This is a genomic window from Pseudomonas sp. PA-5-4B (assembly GCF_021606215.1).
In the GTDB taxonomy this organism is placed as follows: domain Bacteria; phylum Pseudomonadota; class Gammaproteobacteria; order Pseudomonadales; family Pseudomonadaceae; genus Aquipseudomonas; species Aquipseudomonas edaphica.
Window position 1 is genome coordinate 11,791 of record NZ_WKDB01000071.1, and the last position, 19,710, is coordinate 31,500.

The window sequence follows — 19,710 nt, forward strand, 5'->3', positions numbered from 1 at the left end:
CATAACCGCCATGATGGAATTGCCATGACCCAGTCCCGACACCCCGAAAGACTCAGAGCCTTTATAGGCGCCCTGGCGGAACTGATCGACGGCAACCCGCGCGAAGGCGACCTGTTGCACCGTGGCGGCAAGCTGTTGGCGCAACTGGTCAGCCATGACGACTGGCTGCCCGACGAGTACGCCCAACCGGATCCCGAGCGCTACCAGCAATTTTTGCTGCATGCCGATTCGCGCCAGCGTTTCAGCATCGTCAGCTTTGTCTGGGGGCCGGGCCAGCGCACGCCGATTCACGACCATCGGGTGTGGGGCCTGATCGGCATGTTGCGTGGTGCGGAGTTCTCCCAGGGTTTTGAGCGTGCGCCCGATGGCAGCCTGGTGGCCGAAGGCACACCGGTTCAACTGCTGCCCGGCCAGGTTGAGGCGGTGTCGCCCAAAATCGGCGATATCCATCAGGTCAGCAATGCCCACAGCGACCAGGTGTCGATCAGTATTCACGTGTACGGCGCCAATATTGGTGCCGTGCGCCGTGCGGTGTATCAGCCCGACGGCAGCGAGAAACTGTTTATCTCCGGTTATTCCAACGCCTACCTCCCGAACATCTGGGATTTGTCCAAAGAAAAGAGCCCTGCCCTATGACCACCGTATCGAACCGCAGCTTCGCCCAGATTCGCCAGGCCCTGTTGGACCGTGAAGAAGTCGCCTTGGTCGACGTGCGCGAAGAAGCGCCCTTTGCCGAGTCGCACCCGCTGTTCGCTGCGAATATCCCGCTGTCCAAGCTGGAGCTGGAGGTGTATGCGCGCATTCCCCGTCGCGATACCCAAGTGACGGTCTATGACAATGGCGAAGGGTTGGCCGAACGTGCCGCCGCACGCCTGGTTGCGTTGGGCTACACCCAGGTCAGCTTGCTCGAAGGTAGCCTGGACGGTTGGCGCCGTGCCGGTGGCGAGCTGTTTATCGACGTCAACGTACCGAGCAAAGCCTTCGGCGAGTTGGTTGAGAGCGAGCGCCACACGCCCTCCTTGGCCGCCGAAGAAGTGCAGGCGCTGCTCGACAGCCAGGCCGATGTGGTGGTGCTCGACGCGCGCCGCTTCGACGAATACCAGACCATGAGCATTCCTACCGGCATCAGTGTGCCGGGTGCCGAACTGGTGCTGCGCGCCCGTGAACTGGCACCGGACCCGGCCACCCGTATCATCGTCAACTGCGCCGGGCGCACCCGCAGCATTATCGGCACGCAGTCGCTGATCAACTCAGGCATCGCCAACCCGGTGTCGGCACTGCGCAACGGCACCATCGGCTGGACCCTGGCCGGGCAGAAACTCGCCCATGGCCAAGCGCGCCGCTTTGCGCCGACATCGGAAGAACACCGTCAAATCGCCGCCGCAGACGCACGCCGCGTCGCCGACAAAGCACGCGTCGGCCGCGCCACACTTAACGACCTGCAACGCTGGCAGCAGGAGCCGACCCGCACCACCTACCTGTTCGATGTGCGCACGCCGGAGGAATTCGAAGCCGGCCATTTGCCGGGCGCGCGCTCCACACCCGGCGGCCAGCTGGTGCAGGAAACCGACCATGTGGCCAGCGTGCGCGGCGCGCGCCTGGTGCTGGCCGATGACGACGGCGTGCGGGCGAACATGTCCGCCTCATGGCTCGCGCAATTGGGCTGGGAGGTGTACGTGCTGGACGACCTGCAACCAGCGAACTTCAGCGAACAAGGCGCCTGGGTAGCGCCGGTGCCGGCACCCTTGCAGGCCGAACTGATCAGCCCCCACACCCTGGCCGAGTGGCTGCCCCATGGCGACACGGCGGTGCTGGATTTCACCCCCAGCGCCAACTACGTCAAACGCCATATCCCCGGTGCCTTCTGGGTCTTGCGTGCGCAATTGGCCAACGCCCTGGCCAAGGTGCCGCCTGCCGAACGTTATGTGCTGACCTGCGGCACCAGCCAACTGGCGCGCCTGGCGGTCGCCGACGTCGAAGCCATCACCGGCAAGCCGGTGTTCCTGTTGCAAGGGGGCACGCTTAACTGGATCGCCGAAAAACTGCCGCTGGAAGAAGGCGAAACCCATCTCGCGTCACCGCGTATCGACCGCTATCGCCGCCCGTACGAAGGCACCGACAGCCCGAAAGAAGCCATGCAGGCATATCTGGACTGGGAATTCGGCCTGGTCGACCAACTGGCACGCGATGGTACCCACGGTTTCTACGTGATCTGAACCACCTTCACGCCTGCCCCACACCGGGGCAGGCCGCACCGACCCCTTGCCAGGCGGAGGTAACCCACACCTTTTCAATTTGCCTCGGATTTATCCATCATGGTCTTTAGCACGCCCTTCAAACACCTGCTGCTGAGCAGCGCCCTGGCCCTCGGCCTGATCAGCACTGCACACGCCGCCGATCTGCAACCGCTACGCGTGGCCAACCAGAAATCCACGATCAAGGCATTGCTGGAAGCCTCTGGCGAAACCAACAACGTGCCCTATCAAATCCAGTGGTCGGAGTTCCCTTCCGCCTCGCCGCTGGGCGAAGCCCTGAACGCGGGCGCCGTCGACATTGGCGCCCTCGGCGACGCGCCGTATGTGTTCGCCTTGGGCGCCGGTGCCGCGCTCAAGGTGGTCAGCATCATCCACGCCGAAGGGCGCAACACCACCGCCCTGGTGGTGCCCAAGGACTCGCCGATCAAGACGGCCGCCGACCTCAAGGGCAAAAAAATTGTCACCGGACGCGGCTCCATCGGGCACTACCTGGCGATCCGGGCCTTGGCCAGCGCAGGCCTGACGAGCAGGGATGTGCAATTCATTTTCCTGCTGCCCGCTGAATCCCGGCTGGTACTCGATAACGGCACCGTCGATGCCTGGGCGACATGGGATCCCTACACCACGGTGATCACCTCACAAAGCCACGCCCGCGTCCTGGTCAGCGGCAAACAGTTGTTGAGCAACCACCTGTATTTCGCCGCCACCAGCCAGGCCATCGCCAACAAACGCCCGCAACTGGATGACTTCGTGGCCCGCGTCGACCGTGCCTACGCCTGGGCCAATACGCACCCGGATGCCTACGCTGCCGCCCAAGCCAAAATTACCGGCCTGCCATTGGCGGTGCACCTGGAGGTGGCCAAAGACACGCAACTGAACCCCGTGGTGATTGACGACAGCGTGATCAAGGGCTTGCAAGCCACCGCCGACACCTATCAACAAGAAGGCCTGTTGCCCAAGCGCATCGACGTGTCCCAGGGTTTCGACACCAGCTTTAACGCCGAACGTTTTCCCACTTCCCAAGCATCGCGCTAAGCAAGGAGCCGCACATGAGCACGCCACGTCATCTGAAACTGGGCGCTATGGTCCACGGTGTCGGTCACGGCTGGGGCGAATGGCGCCATCCGCAGGCGCAACCGAATGCGAGTACGAACTTTGGCTTCTATAAACAACAAACCGAGCTGGCCGAAGCGGCCAAGTTCGACTTCGTGTTTATCGCCGACAGCCTGCACATTCACGCCAAATCCAGCCCGCACTACCTCAACCGTTTCGAGCCGCTGACCCTTCTCTCGGCCCTTGCCGCGTTGACCACCCACATCGGCCTGGTCGCCACCGTGACCGTCAGCTACACCGAGCCCTACCAGGTGGCGCGCCAGTTCGCCTCTTTGGACCATATCAGCGGCGGCCGCGCCGGCTGGAACGTGGTCACCTCCTGGCTGAGCGGCACCGCCGACAACTTCGGCAAAGCCGAGCACCCGCCCCACGCCGTACGCTACCGCATCGCCAAGGAGCACTTGAACGTGGTCAAGGGCCTGTGGGATTCCTGGGAAGACGACGCCTTTGCCTACAACAAGCAGAGCGGCGAGTTTTTCACCCCCGAGAAGCTGCATGCGCTGAACCACAAGGGCGAGTTTTTCTCGGTCAAAGGCCCGCTGAACATCGCCCGCTCGCGTCAGGGCCAGCCGGTGATTTTCCAGGCGGGCACCTCTGAAGATGGGCGCAACTTTGCCGCCGAGCATTCCGATGCGATTTTTGTGCATGTGGAGACACTCGAAGAAGCCAAGGCGTACTCGGCTGATTTAAAACGCCGCGCCAAGGGTTTTGGCCGTGATGCGGGCAGCCTGTCGATTTTGCCGGGCATTCGTCCGATTGTCGGGCGCGATGCTGCCGAGGTGGAAAGCCGCTATCAGCAGGCCGTGGACCTGGTCACCGTCGAAGATGCGATTGTGGCGCTGGGCCGCCCGTTCAACGACCACGATTTCAGCCAATACCCGCTGGACGCACCGTTCCCGGAGCTTGGCGACCTGGGCAGCAACAGCCAGAAAGGCGGTTCTGACCGTATCAAGCAACTGGCCAGGGACGAAGGCCTGACCCTGCGCGAAGTGGCCTTGCGTTTTTCGCGGCCCAAGCGCGAGTTTGTCGGCACTCCGGAGCAGGTTGCCGATGCCATCCAAACCTGGTTCGAGTCCGGCGCCAGCGACGGCTTCATCATCAACTCGTTACTGCCCGATGGCTTGCAGTACTTCACCGAACTGGTGGTGCCGGTGCTGCAACAACGCGGGCTGTTTCGCAGCGAATACAGCGGCCAGACCTTGCGCGACAACCTGGGGCTGGAGGTGCCGACCAATCGGTACAGCGAAGTTGAAGTGCAACAGGAAGCGCTGGCATGAGTGAGCCTCTCAACCGATTAGCCAATGTGGGAGCTGGCTTGCCTGCGATAGCGGTCTCTGGGCCTGCATTGCGGGTGGCTGATACACCGCCTTCGCAGGCAAGCCAGCTCCCACACGGGCCGGCGCAATTCGACGCCCTGCTCGAACGCCTCAGTGCCGAGCTGGCCAGCAGCGCGCACCTGTATGACGAAAGCGGCGCCTTCCCCCACGCCAACTTCAAGCGGCTGCATGAACATGGCCTGGTCGCCCTCACCGTGCCCAAGGCCCTGGGTGGGGGTGGCGCCAGCTTGGCGCAGGCGCGCAAGGCCATCAGCGCGATTGCCAGGGGCGAGCCGTCTACCGCGCTGATTCTGGTGATGCAGTACCTGCAACACACACGCCTGCAAGACAGCAAAACCTGGCCGCAGCACCTGCGCGTACAAGTCGCCGAAGACGCCGTGCGCAACGGAGCGTTGATCAACGCGCTGCGCGTCGAACCTGACCTGGGCACCCCGGCCCGTGGCGGGCTGCCGGCGACCACGGCGGTGCGCACCGCTGACGGCTGGCGCATCAGCGGCCGCAAGATTTATTCCACCGGCAGCCACGGCCTGAGCTGGTTCAGCGTGTGGGCGCGCAGTGATGATGCCGACCCGCTGGTGGGCGCCTGGCTGGTGCCGAAAAACAGCCCCGGCGTGAGCATCATCGACACCTGGGACCACCTGGGCATGCGCGCCACCTGCAGCCACGAAGTGGTGCTCGATAACGTCCTGGTGCCGCTGGACCACGCCGTCAGCGTCAGCCCCTGGAGCGCACCGCAACCTGAGCTGGATGGCGAGGGGTTCCTGTGGATGTCGGTGCTGCTGTCGTCGGTGTACGACGCCGTGGCCCAGGCGGCGCGGGACTGGCTGGTGAACTGGCTGGAGCAGCGCAAGCCGTCCAACCTCGGCGCCGCGCTGTCGAGCTTGCCGCGTTTTCAGGAAACCGTCGGCCATATCGACACCCTGCTGTTTGCCAACCGCAGCCTGCTCGAGGCCGCCGCCCAGGGCCACACGCCAGCCGCCAATGCGGCGCAGCTTAAATACCTGGTGACCGGCAATGCGATCCGCGCCGTGGAGCTTGCCATCGAAGCCTCGGGCAACCCTGGCCTGTCGCGCCATAGCCCGCTGCAACGGCATTACCGCGACGTGCTGTGCAGCCGCGTGCATACGCCGCAGAACGACGCGGTGCTGCAAGGTGTGGGTAAAGCAGTGTTCGCTCAACGTGCGCAACAATGAATAAGGAACGCTCATGAGTCAGGTGATTATCGCCAGCCAGCTGGACGAAGATTACAACCAGGTATTGCGCGAACGCCTTGCCTCGATCCACCCCCATGCCCAGGTGATCGGCGTGCCTGCCGGTGTGCCCAGCGACCTGCCGCCGCAAGCCAATATACTGCTGCTGCGCCCTATCAATGTGCGCGGCTACACCGCGCCCGATACTCCGCCGCCGGGCTGGCCGTATGGCGCGCAGTGGGTACACCTGGTGTCGTCGGGCATCGACTTCTACCCGCAGTGGCTGTTCAACGGCCCGCCGGTAACCACCTCACGGGGCAGCGCCGCCGATAACCTTGCCGAGTTCGCCCTGGCGGCGATCTTTGCGGCGGCAAAGCATTTGCCGGCTATCTGGGTGAAGGATGCCCAGTGGACATTCACCGCGCTGCGCCCGCTCAAGGGCAGCACATTGGGCATTCTCGGCTTTGGTGCGATCGGCAAGAGCCTGGCGCAAAAAGCCCAGGCCTTGGGGATCAACGTGGTTGCGCTGCGCCAGAGCCAGGCACCCTTTGAGGTGGACCATGTTGAGGCCGCCAAGGACATCCACGACCTGTTTGCCCGCGCCGACCACCTGGTGCTGGCGGCGCCGCTCACCGAGGCCACGCGGCATATTGTCGACCGCGATGTGCTCGGCAGCGCCAAGCCGGGATTGCACCTGATCAATATTGCGCGCGGTGGTTTGCTGGATCAGGAGGCCCTGCTGGAAGCCCTGGATAACGGTCAGATCGGCCTGGCCTCGCTGGATGTGACCGAGCCGGAGCCACTGCCGCAGGGCCACCCGTTGTACAGCCATGCGCGGGTGCGGTTGTCGCCGCATACCTCGGCGATTTCGACCAACAGCCAGCAGGAGATTGCCGACACGTTCCTGGCGAATCTGCAGCGGTATGTGCAAGGTTCAACGTTGGCCAATCTTGTCGCCCCTTGAATATGTGTGGGAGCTGGCTTGTGTGGGAGCTGGCTTGCCTGCGATGCAGTCACCTCGGTGTGTCAGTCACACCAAGGTGATGCTATCGCAGGCAAGCCAGCTCCCACATAAGCCAGTCTTCACAATAGATGCGTGTGGGTCAGCAACCGCTGGCCAGGCGTTCGCGCAAAAACTCCACCAGCGCCTGCACTGGCCGCGAACTTTGCCGGTGCTGTGGGTACACCGCCGACAAGGTCAGGGCCTCGGGGGCGAAGTCGTCCAACAGGGTTACCAAGCGCCCGTCCTTCAAGGCCTCGGCGACGATAAAGGTCGGCAAATAAGTGACGCCCAACCCGGCGATCGCAGTGTCGCGCAGCAACTCGCCATTGTTTACGCGCATTCGTCCACTGACGCTGAGCGCCTGCAACTTGCCTTTGAAGCGCCATTGCACTTGGCGGCCATGGCCGTAGGGCAGGCAGTCGTGGTCGGCCAGGTCTTCAGGCCTGAGCGGCGTACCCTTGGCGGCGAGGTAATCAGGGCTGGCGCAATACACTCGCTGCACACTGGCGATGCGCCGGGCAATCAGGGTTGAGTCTTCCAGCGTGCCGATGCGCAAGACCAGGTCGTAGCCCTCGCCGATCAGGTCCACCGGGCGATCACTCAAGTCGACTTCCACCGACACCTGCGGGTGGCGTTGCAGGAACTGCGGCAACAGGCAGCCCAGATGGGCCATGGCAAACGACAACGGCGCGCTGAGCCGAATCGTGCCCCGCGGTTCGCTGTTCTGGCCGGCAATGCCCTGCTCCACTTGCTCGACTTCACCGAGCAGGCGCAAAGCGGATTCGTAATAACTCTGGCCCAGTGGCGTGACGTCCAGCCGACGCGTGGAGCGGTTGAGCAGGCGTACGCCCAAACGGTCTTCCAGCTGGATCAGACGGCGGCTGACGAATTGTTTGGACAAGCCCAATTGCTCGGCCGCGGCGGTGAAGCTGCCGGACTCCATGACCTGGCAAAACAGGCGCATGTCTTCGAAGGGGTTCATTGTCGCTTCTCGGTGGACATTTGGCTGGTTTATAGCCTGTCAGCCGCTACGACACAATCAAATGCAGGAGGGGCTTACCCCCTCCTACAGGGATGATCTACCCCTTCAAACGCAGCTTACTTGGCCGTAAACGCCGAGTAGCTGTTCATCAGGTTACGGTAGTTCGGAATGCGCGGCGACAGCAGATTGGCCAGGCCTTCCATGTCGTTGCGCCAGTCAACTTGCAGTTCACAGGCGACAGAGAACCAGTTCACCAATTGTGCGCCGGCGGCCGTCATGCGTGCCCAAGCGGCTTGTTGCACGGTTTCGTTGAAGGTACCCGAGGCGTCGGTCACCACGAACACCTCAAAGCCTTCAGCGAGGGCGCACAGGGTCGGGAACGCGACGCACACATCCGTTACCACGCCGGCAATGATGATCTGCTTGCGGCCGGTGGCCTTGACGGCCTTGACGAAATCTTCGTTGTCCCACGCGTTGATCTGGCCAGGGCGGGCGATGTAAGGCGCGTCCGGGAACAGCGCCTTGAGTTCCGGAACCAACGGACCGTTAGGGCCACTTTCAAAACTGGTGGTGAGGATGGTCGGCAGGTTGAAGAACTTGGCCACGTCGGCCAGGGCCAACACGTTGTTCTTGAACTCGTTCGGAGAGAAGTCTTGCACCAGGGAAATCAGGCCGGTCTGGTGATCGACCAGCAATACAACGGCGTCATCTTTGTTCAAGCGCTTGTAAGTCATGGGTGAACTCCTTTGGGTGTTTTTAAAATCAGAAGGCAAAGCACGAGCAACCAAACGCGCCCCAGAAACCCTGGAAATCGCTGACCGGTACGCTGGAAAGCCGCGCTTTTTCATGGCCGTGGGCATGCACGCCGCACGGTCCGCTGCAGTGGTGTACTTGAGCTTGCACCGGTGAACCTGGGCGCCAGTGCCCCGGCACCTTGACCACCGGCGACCAGTCCGGCAGCACCGGTACTTGGGGCGGGGCGAAATCTTCGAAGTCGCCGGCGCCGTACACCACCTTGCCGCCGACCACGGTCAGTACCGACTCGATCCATTTGATGGCTTCTTCATCGACGCTGAAGAAGTCCGCCGAGAGTGCCGCCACATCCGCCAACTGGCCGACCTTGATCTGGCCCTTCTTGCCCTGCTCCGAGGAGAACCAGGCGCTGCCGTGGGTGAACAACTCCAGCGCGGTGAGGCGCGGCAGGCCTTCGGCGTGCAGCTCCAGGCCGCCGACGGTGCGGCCGCTGACCATCCAGTACAGCGAAGTCCAGGGGTTGTAGCTCGAGACCCGCGTGGCGTCGGTGCCCGCCCCTACCGGCACGCCTTCGGCCAGCATGCGCTTGATCGGTGGCGTGGCTTCGGCGGCCTTGGCGCCGTAGCGCTCGACAAAATATTCGCCCTGGAACGCCATGCGGTCCTGGATCGCGATACCCCCGCCCAGGGCCCGGACGCGCTCGATGTTTTTCGGCGTAATGGTTTCGGCGTGGTCGAAGAACCACGGCAGACCATTGAACGGAATGTCGCGGTTGACCTTCTCGAACACATCGAGCATGCGCGAGATGGATTCGTCGTACGTGGCGTGCAGCCGGAACGGCCAGCGCTGCTCAACCAAATGGCGCACCACCGGTTCCAGTTCCTGCTCCATGGTCAACGGCAGGTCGGGGCGTGGCTCAAGGAAATCTTCGAAGTCCGCCGCCGAAAACACCAGCATCTCGCCTGCGCCGTTGTGGCGCAGGTAATCGTCGCCCTGGTGCAGGGTGACGCTGCCGGTCCAGTGCTTGAAGTCGCTGAGTTCTTCCTTGGGCTTTTGCGTGAACAGGTTGTAGGCGATGCGCACCGTCAGCTGTTGGTCCTTGGCCAGTTGTTCAATGACCGCGTAGTCATCGGGGTAGTTCTGGAAACCACCGCCGGCGTCGATGGCGCTGGTGAGGCCCAGGCGATTGAGTTCACGCATGAACTGGCGGGTCGAATTGACCTGGTATTCGAGCGGCAGTTTCGGGCCCTTGGCCAGGGTTGCATACAAGATCATCGCGTTGGGACGCGCCACCAGCATGCCGGTGGGGTTGCCGTTGCTGTCGCGCACAATCTCGCCGCCCGGCGGGTTCGGCGTGTCCTTGGTGTAACCGGCCACGCGCAGGGCGGCGCGGTTGAGCAAGGCACGGTCATACAGGTGCAGCACGAACACCGGCGTATCTGGCGCGGCCTGATTCAACTCTTCCAGGGTCGGCATGCGTTTTTCGGCGAACTGGAATTCGTTCCAGCCCCCCACCACACGCACCCATTGCGGCGTCGGCGTGCGATCGGCTTGATCCTTGAGCATGCGCAACGCATCGGCCAGTGACGGCACGCCTTCCCAGCGCAGTTCAAGGTTGTAGTTCAGCCCGCCACGGATCAGGTGCAAGTGCGAGTCGTTAAGGCCGGGGATCACGGTGCGGCCCTTGAGGTCGATGACCTGGGTGCCGCTGCCGCGCAGGGCCATGGCCTCGCCGTCGGTGCCGACCGCGACAAAGCGGCCCTTGTGGATTGCGACCGCAGTGGCCCGTGGGTTTTCGCGGTCCACGGTGTGGAACTGGCCATTGAACAGAATCAGATCGGCGTTCATAGGGTGTCCTTTACAGAGGCTTCAAGCCAGGGAGCGAACAGGCGGGTGGCGGCCGGCATCAGCAGGTAAACCACCAGCAACACAATGGTCAGGGTCACCAAAAAAGTGGAAACCACATAGTTGGACAGGAACGGGTGCAGACGCAGGATCGGCCCCCAGATAAACGGCAGCAGCAGGGTTTGCGGCAGAATCACGCACAGGCTGACCACCGCCTGCTTCCAGCGCGGCGGTTTGGCGGCGCTGTCGGCCAGTGGCGCGAACCAGAACTCATTAGCCGCACCGATTTCGGTTTTGTCGCCGTCGGCCAGCATCGGCGCCGCTTCAGCGATCAGCGCCTGGCGTTCGGGGGAGTCGAGCCAGCGTTGCAGCGCGTCGGTGGAGCGATAGCGCAAGACGCAGGTAAACAGTGCTTGCCCGCCCTGCTTGCCGCGCACCACATCCACACCGAGGTGGCCGGGGCGCTCGCCGGCGATGCGTACGATGCGCCGCAACCAGGCCTCGTAATCGGCTTCACGGCCGGCCTTGATCAGGTGTTTGACGACCAGGGTGACGACTTCGTCGGGGCTGGTTTCAGGTGTCGAGTCCATACGGTGTGATTCCCCCCTGGAGAGTTGAGCGATGGGGGGAGTCTGGCGGGGAACGGGGGGCCGGAATTGGATGTTTGTGCTGTTTCGCCTGGCGCGCTCACGCCATACGCGCCATATGCTCACTGATGCGCGAGCGCAACCAGCGCTCCGCCGGGTCGTTGTCATGCACGCCGCTCCAGACCATCGACAATTCCGAGGCTTCAATCGCGAACGGCGGGTCCTCGGCGCGCAGCACCGTGCCTTCGGTCAAGGCACAGGCGGCGTAGTCGGGCACCGTCGCAATGATCTGCGTGCCTGCCAACAGTGCGCGCAAGCCGCTGAACTGGGGTACCGCCAGCACCACCCTGCGCGCCCGGCCGATGCGCGCCAGGTCAAGGTCGATATTGCCGCTCAAGTCCCCCGAGAACGACACCATCGCGTGGGGCCGCGTGCAGTAGTCATCCAGCGTCAACGGCGCCGCGCCGTCGTCGCCGCGCAGCACCTTGCAGGGAATGTCCCGCAGCTTCTTGCGCTTGGCATTGGCCGGCAGTTCGGTGGTGTAGCTGACGCCCACGGAAATCTCGCCACTGGCCAGCAACGAAGACATCAACAGGTAATTGGCGCGGCGTACCACCACGATGATCCCCGGTGCCTCTTCGCGCAGCTGGCTGAGCAACGGCGGGAACAGACCGAACTCGGCATCATCGGACAGGCCGATACGAAACACCGCGCAGCTGGTGGAAGGGTCGAAATCCTTGGCGCGGCTGACCGCGCCTGAAATGGTGTCCATCGCCGGTTGCAGCTCCTTGAGTATCGCCACCGCCCGTGGCGTGGGCTCCATGCCGCGCCCGTTGCGCAGCAGCAATGGGTCGTCGAACAAGTCGCGCAGGCGCCCGAGCGCGGCACTCACGGCCGGCTGGCCCATGAAGAGTTTTTCGGCGACCCGGGTCAGGTTCTTCTCGAACATCAGCGCCTCGAAAATCACCAACAGGTTCATGTCGACGCGGCGCAGGTCGTTGCGGTTCATGGCGGTATCCAAACGGTTATCAGGCCGTCAGGTAAGCATGTCGCACGGATCGACGATTGCATGCCTGTGCTGTCTTTTCCGGGCGCGCACCTGGCGAAATTAACAACGATTAACTCGCCAGCCAGACGGCCCGGCGCCAAAAATACAGCGGTCTACACTGCATCCATTCACCGGGAACGCTCCCATCGACTACGGATATTTGTCATGGCCCGACTTGATGACTGTGCCCCTCGCCTTGGCGTCACCGGTGGCTTGTGCCCCCGGCGCGAGCGAGTTGCCAAGCAACTGATCCTCGCCAACCTCGGCGAAAGCCTGGCAATTGCCGACTTGGCGCAGGCCTGTGCGCTGTCGCGCAGCCATTTTTCCCGTGCGTTCAAGTGCACCACCGGGCTGTCGCCCCAGGAGTGGATTCGCCAACAACGCATTCAGCGGGCCAAGGAACTGATCACCGGATCGTCCCTGAGCCTGACCCAGATCAGCGTCGAATGCGGCTTCTGCGACCAGGCGCACTTCTGCCATATGTTCACGCGCAGCGAGGGCGTGAACCCGATGACCTGGCGAAGTCACCACATCCGTCAAAAATCACAGGTGATTGCAGCCTAGTGGTCTGCACCGGCCTGGAATATGCTGGCCAAACTCTTTTCCTGAACAGGGGCCACTATGCGTGACCTCAACGACCAGGCCGTGCATTTCGGTCCCTACCGTGTCCACCCGCGCCAGCGCCTGGTGCTGGAGGCTGGCCGCCCCTTGCGCCTGAGCCGACGCGCGCTAGAAATCTTGCTGATTTTGCTGGAGCACGCCGGCAATGTGGTGAGCAAGCAGGAACTGATCACGCGGGTATGGCCCAAAACGGTGGTCGAAGACGGCAACCTGCGTGTGCATATGGCCGCATTGCGCAAGGCCCTGGGCGATGGCCAGGCCGGGCAGCGCTATATCGTCACCGTCGCCCAGCGCGGTTACAGCTTTGTCGCCCCCCTGAGCATTGAACCGATGACCACCGCCATCGACGGTATTCCCCACAACCAGGGCCATAACCTGCCGCTGCGCCGTACGCGGATGATTGGCCGCCAAGTGTTGATCGACGCACTGGTGCAGCAACTGCCGCAGCAACGTTTCATCACCCTGACCGGCGCGGGCGGTATCGGCAAGACCACCGTGGCGCTGCGTGTGGCGGAATTATTGATCGGCCATTACCGCGACGGTATTCACCTGCTGGATCTGGCGCCGCTCAGCGCGCCGTCAATGATCCTGCCCAACCTGGCCGCCCTGCTCCACCTCGCACCCACCGAACATGACCCGCTGCTGACCTTGGCCCGAAGCCTGCACGCGCGGCAGTTGCTGCTGGTGATCGACAACTGCGAACACCTGCTGGACGACATCGCGCTGATCAGCGAAACATTGCTGCGTCACCTGCCACACCTGCACATTTTGGCCACCAGCCGCGAAGCCCTGCGCGCCGAGGGCGAGTACGTGCAACGCCTGGAGCCGCTGGCCTGCCCACCCGCCACCGGCAACCGCGCCCAGGCCCTCGGCTACCCGGCCTTGCAACTGCTGATCGAGCGTGCCATGTCGCACCAGGACAGTTTTGAGCTCAGCGAGGCGCAACTGCCCCTGGCGATCGAGATCTGCAAGCGCCTGGACGGCATTCCCCTGGCAATCGAATTGGTCGCCACGCAGATCGAACGCTTCGGCTTGCCGGGTTTGCTGGTGCAGATGGAGGACAATCTGCGCCTGCTCAACCGTGGCCTGCGCAGCGACCTGCCCCGCCAGCAAACCTTGCGCGCCACGCTGGATTGGAGTTTTAACCTGCTCACCGCGTGCGAACAGATCTGTCTGCGCCGCCTCGCGGTGTTTCGCGGCGGGTTCAGCCTGGCAAGCGCGGCGGCGGTGATCGCCGGGGAGCAGATCGCACCGGCCGAAGTGCTGGGTTCGATCACCCAACTGGTGGCCAAGTCGCTGCTCAACGTCGAGGCCGGCGATGATGACATGGTCTATCGTCTGCTGGATGTCACCCGCAGCTATGCCCTGGAAAAGCTCGACCACGCAGCTGAACTCGACAGCACACGCGAACGCCATGCGGCGCGCTGTCTGGCGCTGATGGACCAGGCGCGGGAAGACTGGGAATTCACTGCCACCGAGCTGTGGATCAACCGTTATGCGCCGTTGCGCGAGGACATTCGCGCCGCCCTCGACTGGGGCTTGGGCGAACACGGCGCGCACCTGCTGGGCATTCGCCTGACGGTCAGCGCCATGCCCTTGTGGCAGGAGTTGTCGCTGCTGCGCGAACATGGGCTGTACGTAGACCAGGCCCTGGCGCTGATGCCGCAATCGGGCGCGCCCTGCACGCAGTTGACCATGCAACTGCAACTGGCCCTGGGCAGCCTGTCCTATCACGCCTTGGGCGGCGCACCGCAGACCATCGCTGCGTTTGTGGCGGCCCGGCGCCTGGCGCAAGCGCTCCAAGATAATGGGGGCCAGTTGCGAGCCGTCTCCGGGCACATGGCGGTCAACCTGTGTGCTGGCCGCTACCGTGAGGCGCTGGAGCAGAGCATGCAGTTCGACCGCCTCGACCCGCGCACCGATCCGCTGCTGGATTTGAGTGCCCAGCGCTTACGGGTACTGGCCCAGCATTTCGCGGGCAACCAGGTCCTGGCCCTGCACAATGCCGAACAAGTACTACAGCGCATGGCCCACAGCGGCCATCTCAACCGTTTCACCCATGGCTTTGGCGTGCAATACGACCAGAGTGTGGCGTCGCTGACGGTGCTGGCGCGCATCCTGTGGCTGCGCGGGTTTCCAGAGCGGGCCGCACGAATGGCAAACCAGGCGCTGGAGCTGGCGTTGCAGATCAACCACGGCACCTCTATCTGCTACACCCTGGCCCTGGCCAGCGTACCGATTGCCCACTACAACGGTGGCAGCGGCACGGCGCACGCGCTGCTGGCGCTGCTGCTGGAACACTCACAGAAACATTCGGTGCAGTTGTTTCATACCTGGGCGCGGCATTACGAGGGCACCGCACCCCATGCGACATTGCAAGGCCTGGGCCTGGTTCAGGACATACTGGTGACCTTCAATGCCGCGCAGGTAGATGACACGGTATTTGAGCGCGCCAGAAACGGCGCGGCCGGTTGGTGCACGGCCGAGATTCTCAGGGTGCGCGCCGAGGCCCTGCCCGACCTGCGCGCGCGCGAATCGCTGCTGCTGGAGGCATTGGGCTTGGCGCACGAGCAAGGCGCACTGGCCTGGCAGTTGCGCTGCGCGACCTCACTGGCTTGCCTGTGGCAAAGCCAGGGCCGTGTGCGGGCAGCACGTGAGCTGTTGAATTCGGTCTACGGGCAATTTACCGAAGGCTATGCCACCCAGGATCTAGTCCGCGTGCGCAGCCTGCTCGACCAGTTGCAGGACAAACGGCCGGCCTGAAAATGGCCCCAGATAATGCCCATAGCCCTGCTGCAAACGCGCCACCTGCAACGGGTCACGCAGCTGCGCCAGGGCGTAGCTGCGCACACTGTTGAGCAGCCGATAGCGCCGCGGGCCGGGGCCGGGCTCGACCACCAGGGAAGACGTCGCGACCAGGCGTGCCAGCAGGTAAGCCAGGTCGGCGTGCGCAAGTTCAGTGCCGGCCACCAGTTCGGTCAAGGCTGGCAACGTCACCGCGCTTTTGAACAGCGCCAATTGCAGGAACAGCCAACGCTGCGGCAGGCTCAGGCGTTGATACGTCCAATCCAGCGCCGCCGTCAGCGACTGATGGCGCTCGACCGCCGTGCGTCGGCCACGCCTTAACACTTGCACGCCGTTGTGTAACTGCTTTTGCAACCCGCGTATTCCCAGGGCTTCAACCTGGGCCGCCGCCAGTTCCAGCGCCAGCGGGATGCCGTCCAGACGCCGGCAGATATCGCACAACGGCGCCAGGTCCTCAGACCGCAGCACAAATCCCTGCTGACCGGCACGCACCCGCGCCACAAACAATTGCAGGGCCGGATACAGCATGGCCTGCTCGACACCGCCCCGGTCAGCCGACGTCGGCAGCGCCAGCCGTGGCACGTGGTGCACCCATTCGCCGGGCACCTGCAAGGTTTCGCGGCTGGTCAGCAGCACGCTCACCTGAGGCGCTTTGGCTTGCAGTGTATGCACCAGATGACGGCAGGCGCCCAGCAACAAATCGGCATTATCGAGCACCAGCAACAGTTGCCGGGCGGCCAATTGCTCGCACAGTGCATGGGCGCCGACACAGGGGTGGAGGTGCAGGGTTTCGCTCAGGTAGTCCAGCAACCGGTTCGGCGCCTGCACAGTTGCCAGGTCCAGCCACCACACGCCATCGCGATAACGCGGCAACACCCGTTCGGCCAGCGCCAGTGCCAGGGTGCTCTTGCCGATGCCGGCGCAGCCGGTGAGCATCATCAGCCGTTGGCCGCCCAGGCGTCTCACCAGGCTGCCCAGCAGTTCGTCGCGGCCGATCACTGGGCTGAGCCGTGCGGCCAGATTGTGCCGAAGCCGCGGTGACGGCACCGGTGACGGCGCCACGAAGCAGTAGCCGCGTTGCGGTTCATTGAGGATATAGCGTTGTCCGTCCAGCGCACGACGCAGGGCTGCGATGTGCACGCGCAAATTACTTTCTTCCACCACGCTGCTCGGCCAGACCCGGCCGATCAAGGTGTCCTTGCTGACAAATTGCCCCGGCGTCTCCAACAGTATCGCGAGGATATCCAGCGCACGCCCACCCAATGGCACCGGCTGGCCGGTCTTGCTGACCAGACGTTGATCGCGATGAAAGGTATAGGGGCCGAAGCTCACCGAGTGTGCATTGTTCATCTGCTGACAGCGCTGGAACACCCGGCCTTGGGCGCCTGCGCCTCCTTTCAAGGGGCCTGGGGCTATCTTGCCAGCTATGCGTGACAGGACAATGCTGGCGCAGGGAGCGACACGGACAATCAGGGCAGCCAGACGGACATTTCGGCGTCAACTGAACTGTTGTCGGTACTGCGTGGGGTTAAGGCCGAGTTTTTCACTGAACAGAAAGCGCATATGCCGCACGCTGCCGAACCCTGCGCGGAAAGCCACGGTCTTGAGTGGCAGGTCTGTGCTTTCCAGCAGGTGCCGGGCACGGTCGATACGCGCGCCTTGCACAAAGGCCATGGGCGTCATGCCCACCTCTTTGGCGAACAGCCGCGCAAAATGGCGCGCGCTCATGCCCGCCAGCGCGGCCATGGACACGATGCTCAATGGCTGATCCAACTGCGCCAGCACCTGGTTCTGCACGCGGGTGATCGGGGTTTCCAGCGGCGCGACGGCGGCGGTCATCGGGCTGAACTGAGCCTGCCCGCCCTGGCGTTTCATCACCACCAGCAGCACCTTGGCGACGTCGACCGCCACCTGCCGGCCATGGTCCTGGGCGATGATCGACAGCGCCAGGTCGATGCCGGCAGTGACCCCGCCGGAGGTAATCAAGCGGCCATCCTGCAAGTAAATGCGATCGGTTTCGACGGTGGCCTTGGGAAAGCCTTTGATCAGGCGGTCGGTGTAGTGCCAGTGCGTGGTGACGCGGTGGCCGTCGAGCAGCCCGGCGTGCCCCAGCACAAAGGCGCCGGTGCAGATCGAACCGAAGCGCCGTGCCCGAGGCGCTGCGGCCCGCAGCCAAGGCAGCAGAGCCGGATGGCATTCGTTATAAGCGCCAGGCCCGCCGGGCACCAGCAGAAGGTCGTAGGCCTCATCGGCATGCGCCAGTTGCAGGTCGGCATGCACGTGCACGCCATTGGAGGCGCGCAGCGGACCGGGCTCGGTACCGATCGTCAGGATCCGATAATGCTCCGACGCCGGCAAGTAGCGATTGGCTATGGAAAACACCTCCAGCGGCCCGGCCATATCGAGCAGCAGGAAGTCTGGAAACAGCGCCATGGCCACAGTTTTCATCAAGAGCAAGTCCATCGTAACGGGAGTCGGGACGGCATTATGGCACGCTTGAAACTGTCAACTAAAATGAGACATTAATTCAATTTTCAGCTTATTAATGAATCACTGGAAAACCATTAACCTTCTTCTCAACGCAAGCGCCCTGCATTTCGCAGCCAGCGCTCACTTGAGGACAAGACCATGCTGACCCTTCGCAAAGCCTCGGAACGCGGCGCCGCCAATCACGGTTGGTTGAAGTCGTTCCACACCTTCTCGTTCGCCAACTACTGGGATCCCAGGGAGCAGGGTTTTTCCGACCTGCTGGTGATCAACGATGACCGCGTCGCCGCCGGCAAAGGCTTTGGCCAGCACCCGCATCGGGACATGGAGATTTTCTCCTATGTGCTCGAAGGCGCCCTGGAACACAAGGACACCCTGGGCACCGGTTCGGTGATCCGCCCTGGCGACGTGCAACTGATGAGCGCCGGCAGCGGCGTGGCCCACAGCGAGTTCAACCACAGCCAGAGCCATGGCGTGCACTTCCTGCAGATCTGGATTGTGCCGAATGTGGTCGGCGCCGAACCGCGCTACCAACAGGAGCACTTCAGCGCAGCGCAAAAACGTGGGCGCTTGCAGTTGATCATCTCGCCGGAAGGCACGGATGGCTCGCTCAACGTTCGCCAGGATGCACGGGTGTATGCCGGGCTGTTCAACGGCGACGAAACCGCAACCCTGGACGTGCCGGCGGACCGCCATGTGTACGTGCACGTGGCCCGCGGCAGCGTCGAACTCAATGGCCACCGCTTGCAGGAAGGCGATGGCGCACGGCTGTGCAATGAGCGGCAGATCCGCCTGAGCCAGGGCGAAGACGCCGAGGTGCTGGTGTTTGACCTGCGCCCTCAGGAACTGCCGCAGATGCCTTGAGCGCCTGCACGATGGCCCGCCACAACGGGCCATCGCTGGCGTCGATAGTCACCATCAGCGCAATGAAGTTCTCTTAAAAAATCCAACGCGTACCATCAAACCCATACCCGGCAACACCCAACTACAACTCTCGGAGCACACCACCATGAAACGCCAACTCTTGCTTAGCCTCGCTTTCTCGGTACTGGCTGCCAACGCTTTTGCCCACCCGGTTGTCGCTGAAGGCGGCGCGGATCGCCTGCAAGGCAACCACGTAGCCGAAAATGGTTCTGACCGTCTGCAGGAACGCCGTATAGCCGAAGGTGGCGCTGATCGCTTGCAGGAACGTGGCCTGGCTGAAGGCGGTGCTGATCGCCTGCAGGAACGCGGCCTGGCTGAAGGCGGTGCTGATCGCCTGCAGGAACGCGGCCTGGCTGAAGGCGGTGCTGATCGCCTGCAGGAACGCGGCCTGGGTGAAGGTGGTGCTGATCGCCTGCAGGAACGCGGCCTGGCTGAAGGCGGTGCTGACCGCCTGCAGGAACGTGGCCTGGCTGAAGGTGGTTCGGATCGTCTGCAGAGCAACCACGTATAACCCTCGCTGTTGGCGAGGCACCCCAAACCGGCCTGATCAGCCGGTTTTTTTTCGCCTGCGATCTGGCCATGTACCCACCCAACTTCTGGTTAACACAGTGCCTGTGGCAAACAGGCTTGTTGTGGCGAGCCAAGCATCCCCCGCCCTGGTGCCCCCACCGCCCCGACACCCCACCACACCGCCCGTCTAAAAAAAAAGATCTGCCCCCCCCCTGCCGCGCCGCTCCCCCACCCCCACCCCGCACGCCTG

General features: G+C 63.4%; 17 protein-coding genes. 10 read left to right on the top strand and 7 right to left on the bottom strand.

Annotated elements, in window-relative coordinates; all coding sequences use genetic code 11:
• Positions 1–24: 24 nt before the first annotated feature.
• The 6 genes from GIW28_RS25505 to GIW28_RS25530 all read left to right on the top strand — a co-directional run bounded on the left by GIW28_RS25505 (position 25) and on the right by GIW28_RS25530 (position 6,859).
• On the top strand, positions 25–636 hold the full coding sequence (locus GIW28_RS25505) for a cysteine dioxygenase (RefSeq protein WP_017137764.1): 612 nt from the start codon (positions 25–27) through the stop codon (positions 634–636).
• Entirely contained in the window at positions 633–2,216 is a 1,584-nt protein-coding gene (locus tag GIW28_RS25510) for a rhodanese-related sulfurtransferase (protein ID WP_236447406.1), read from the top strand. The genes GIW28_RS25505 and GIW28_RS25510 overlap by 4 nt, the downstream gene beginning before the upstream one ends.
• Positions 2,217–2,315: 99 nt before the next feature.
• Positions 2,316–3,290, top strand: a complete 975-nt coding sequence (locus GIW28_RS25515) for an ABC transporter substrate-binding protein (protein WP_236447405.1) — start codon at positions 2,316–2,318, stop codon at positions 3,288–3,290.
• A 14-nt stretch (positions 3,291–3,304) separates the two neighbouring features.
• Positions 3,305–4,645 carry an LLM class flavin-dependent oxidoreductase gene (locus GIW28_RS25520; protein ID WP_099547770.1) on the top strand — a complete coding sequence of 447 codons (1,341 nt, stop codon included), beginning with the start codon at positions 3,305–3,307 and terminating at the stop codon, positions 4,643–4,645.
• Positions 4,642–5,898, top strand: coding sequence for an acyl-CoA dehydrogenase family protein (locus GIW28_RS25525; protein WP_236447404.1), 1,257 nt, complete (start codon positions 4,642–4,644; stop codon positions 5,896–5,898). Before GIW28_RS25520 ends, GIW28_RS25525 begins: the two co-directional genes overlap by 4 nt.
• A 13-nt stretch (positions 5,899–5,911) precedes the next feature.
• Positions 5,912–6,859 carry a D-isomer specific 2-hydroxyacid dehydrogenase family protein gene (locus GIW28_RS25530; protein WP_138454135.1) on the top strand — a complete coding sequence of 316 codons (948 nt, stop codon included), beginning with the start codon at positions 5,912–5,914 and terminating at the stop codon, positions 6,857–6,859.
• Between the two features lie 139 nt (positions 6,860–6,998).
• Here the strand turns inward: GIW28_RS25530 and GIW28_RS25535 are convergent, their stop codons facing one another.
• From GIW28_RS25535 to GIW28_RS25555, 5 genes are all read right to left on the bottom strand, one after another.
• Positions 6,999–7,880, bottom strand: coding sequence for a LysR family transcriptional regulator (locus GIW28_RS25535; RefSeq protein WP_176991948.1), 882 nt, complete (start codon positions 7,878–7,880; stop codon positions 6,999–7,001).
• 116 nt (positions 7,881–7,996) lie between these two features.
• A complete protein-coding gene (gene ycaC / locus GIW28_RS25540) occupies positions 7,997–8,614 on the bottom strand; it encodes an isochorismate family cysteine hydrolase YcaC (RefSeq protein WP_017137757.1) in 618 nt (205 codons plus the stop codon).
• 28 nt (positions 8,615–8,642) lie between these two features.
• Positions 8,643–10,481, bottom strand: a complete 1,839-nt coding sequence (locus GIW28_RS25545) for an amidohydrolase (protein ID WP_099547767.1) — start codon at positions 10,479–10,481, stop codon at positions 8,643–8,645.
• Complete coding sequence (locus tag GIW28_RS25550; protein ID WP_186617429.1) at positions 10,478–11,068, bottom strand: antibiotic biosynthesis monooxygenase; 591 nt, start codon at positions 11,066–11,068, stop codon at positions 10,478–10,480. Before GIW28_RS25550 ends, GIW28_RS25545 begins: the two co-directional genes overlap by 4 nt.
• A gap of 97 nt (positions 11,069–11,165) precedes the next feature.
• Entirely contained in the window at positions 11,166–12,074 is a 909-nt protein-coding gene (locus GIW28_RS25555; RefSeq protein WP_186617428.1) for a LysR substrate-binding domain-containing protein, read from the bottom strand.
• Positions 12,075–12,278: 204 nt separating this feature from the next.
• Here GIW28_RS25555 and GIW28_RS25560 point away from each other — a divergent pair, with 204 nt between their 5' ends.
• The gene (locus GIW28_RS25560) at positions 12,279–12,677 is read left to right on the top strand and encodes a helix-turn-helix domain-containing protein (RefSeq protein WP_017137753.1); all 399 of its coding nucleotides are present in this window, start codon (positions 12,279–12,281) and stop codon (positions 12,675–12,677) included.
• 57 nt (positions 12,678–12,734) lie between these two features.
• The gene (locus GIW28_RS25565) at positions 12,735–15,497 is read left to right on the top strand and encodes an ATP-binding protein (protein WP_236447403.1); all 2,763 of its coding nucleotides are present in this window, start codon (positions 12,735–12,737) and stop codon (positions 15,495–15,497) included.
• On the opposite strand, the gene GIW28_RS25570 is transcribed toward GIW28_RS25565, so the two are convergent.
• Entirely contained in the window at positions 15,444–16,889 is a 1,446-nt protein-coding gene (locus GIW28_RS25570; RefSeq protein WP_236447402.1) for a winged helix-turn-helix domain-containing protein, read from the bottom strand. The two genes, GIW28_RS25565 and GIW28_RS25570, sit on opposite strands and share 54 nt — an antisense overlap.
• A 147-nt stretch (positions 16,890–17,036) precedes the next feature.
• Positions 17,037–17,987, bottom strand: a complete 951-nt coding sequence (locus GIW28_RS25575; protein ID WP_017137750.1) for a GlxA family transcriptional regulator — start codon at positions 17,985–17,987, stop codon at positions 17,037–17,039.
• Positions 17,988–18,167: 180 nt separating this feature from the next.
• Between GIW28_RS25575 and GIW28_RS25580 the strand changes: the two genes are divergently transcribed.
• Entirely contained in the window at positions 18,168–18,890 is a 723-nt protein-coding gene (locus GIW28_RS25580; RefSeq protein WP_236447401.1) for a pirin family protein, read from the top strand.
• Positions 18,891–19,035: 145 nt separating this feature from the next.
• Entirely contained in the window at positions 19,036–19,461 is a 426-nt protein-coding gene (locus tag GIW28_RS30680; protein WP_329606488.1) for a hypothetical protein, read from the top strand.
• Positions 19,462–19,710 lie beyond the last annotated feature (249 nt).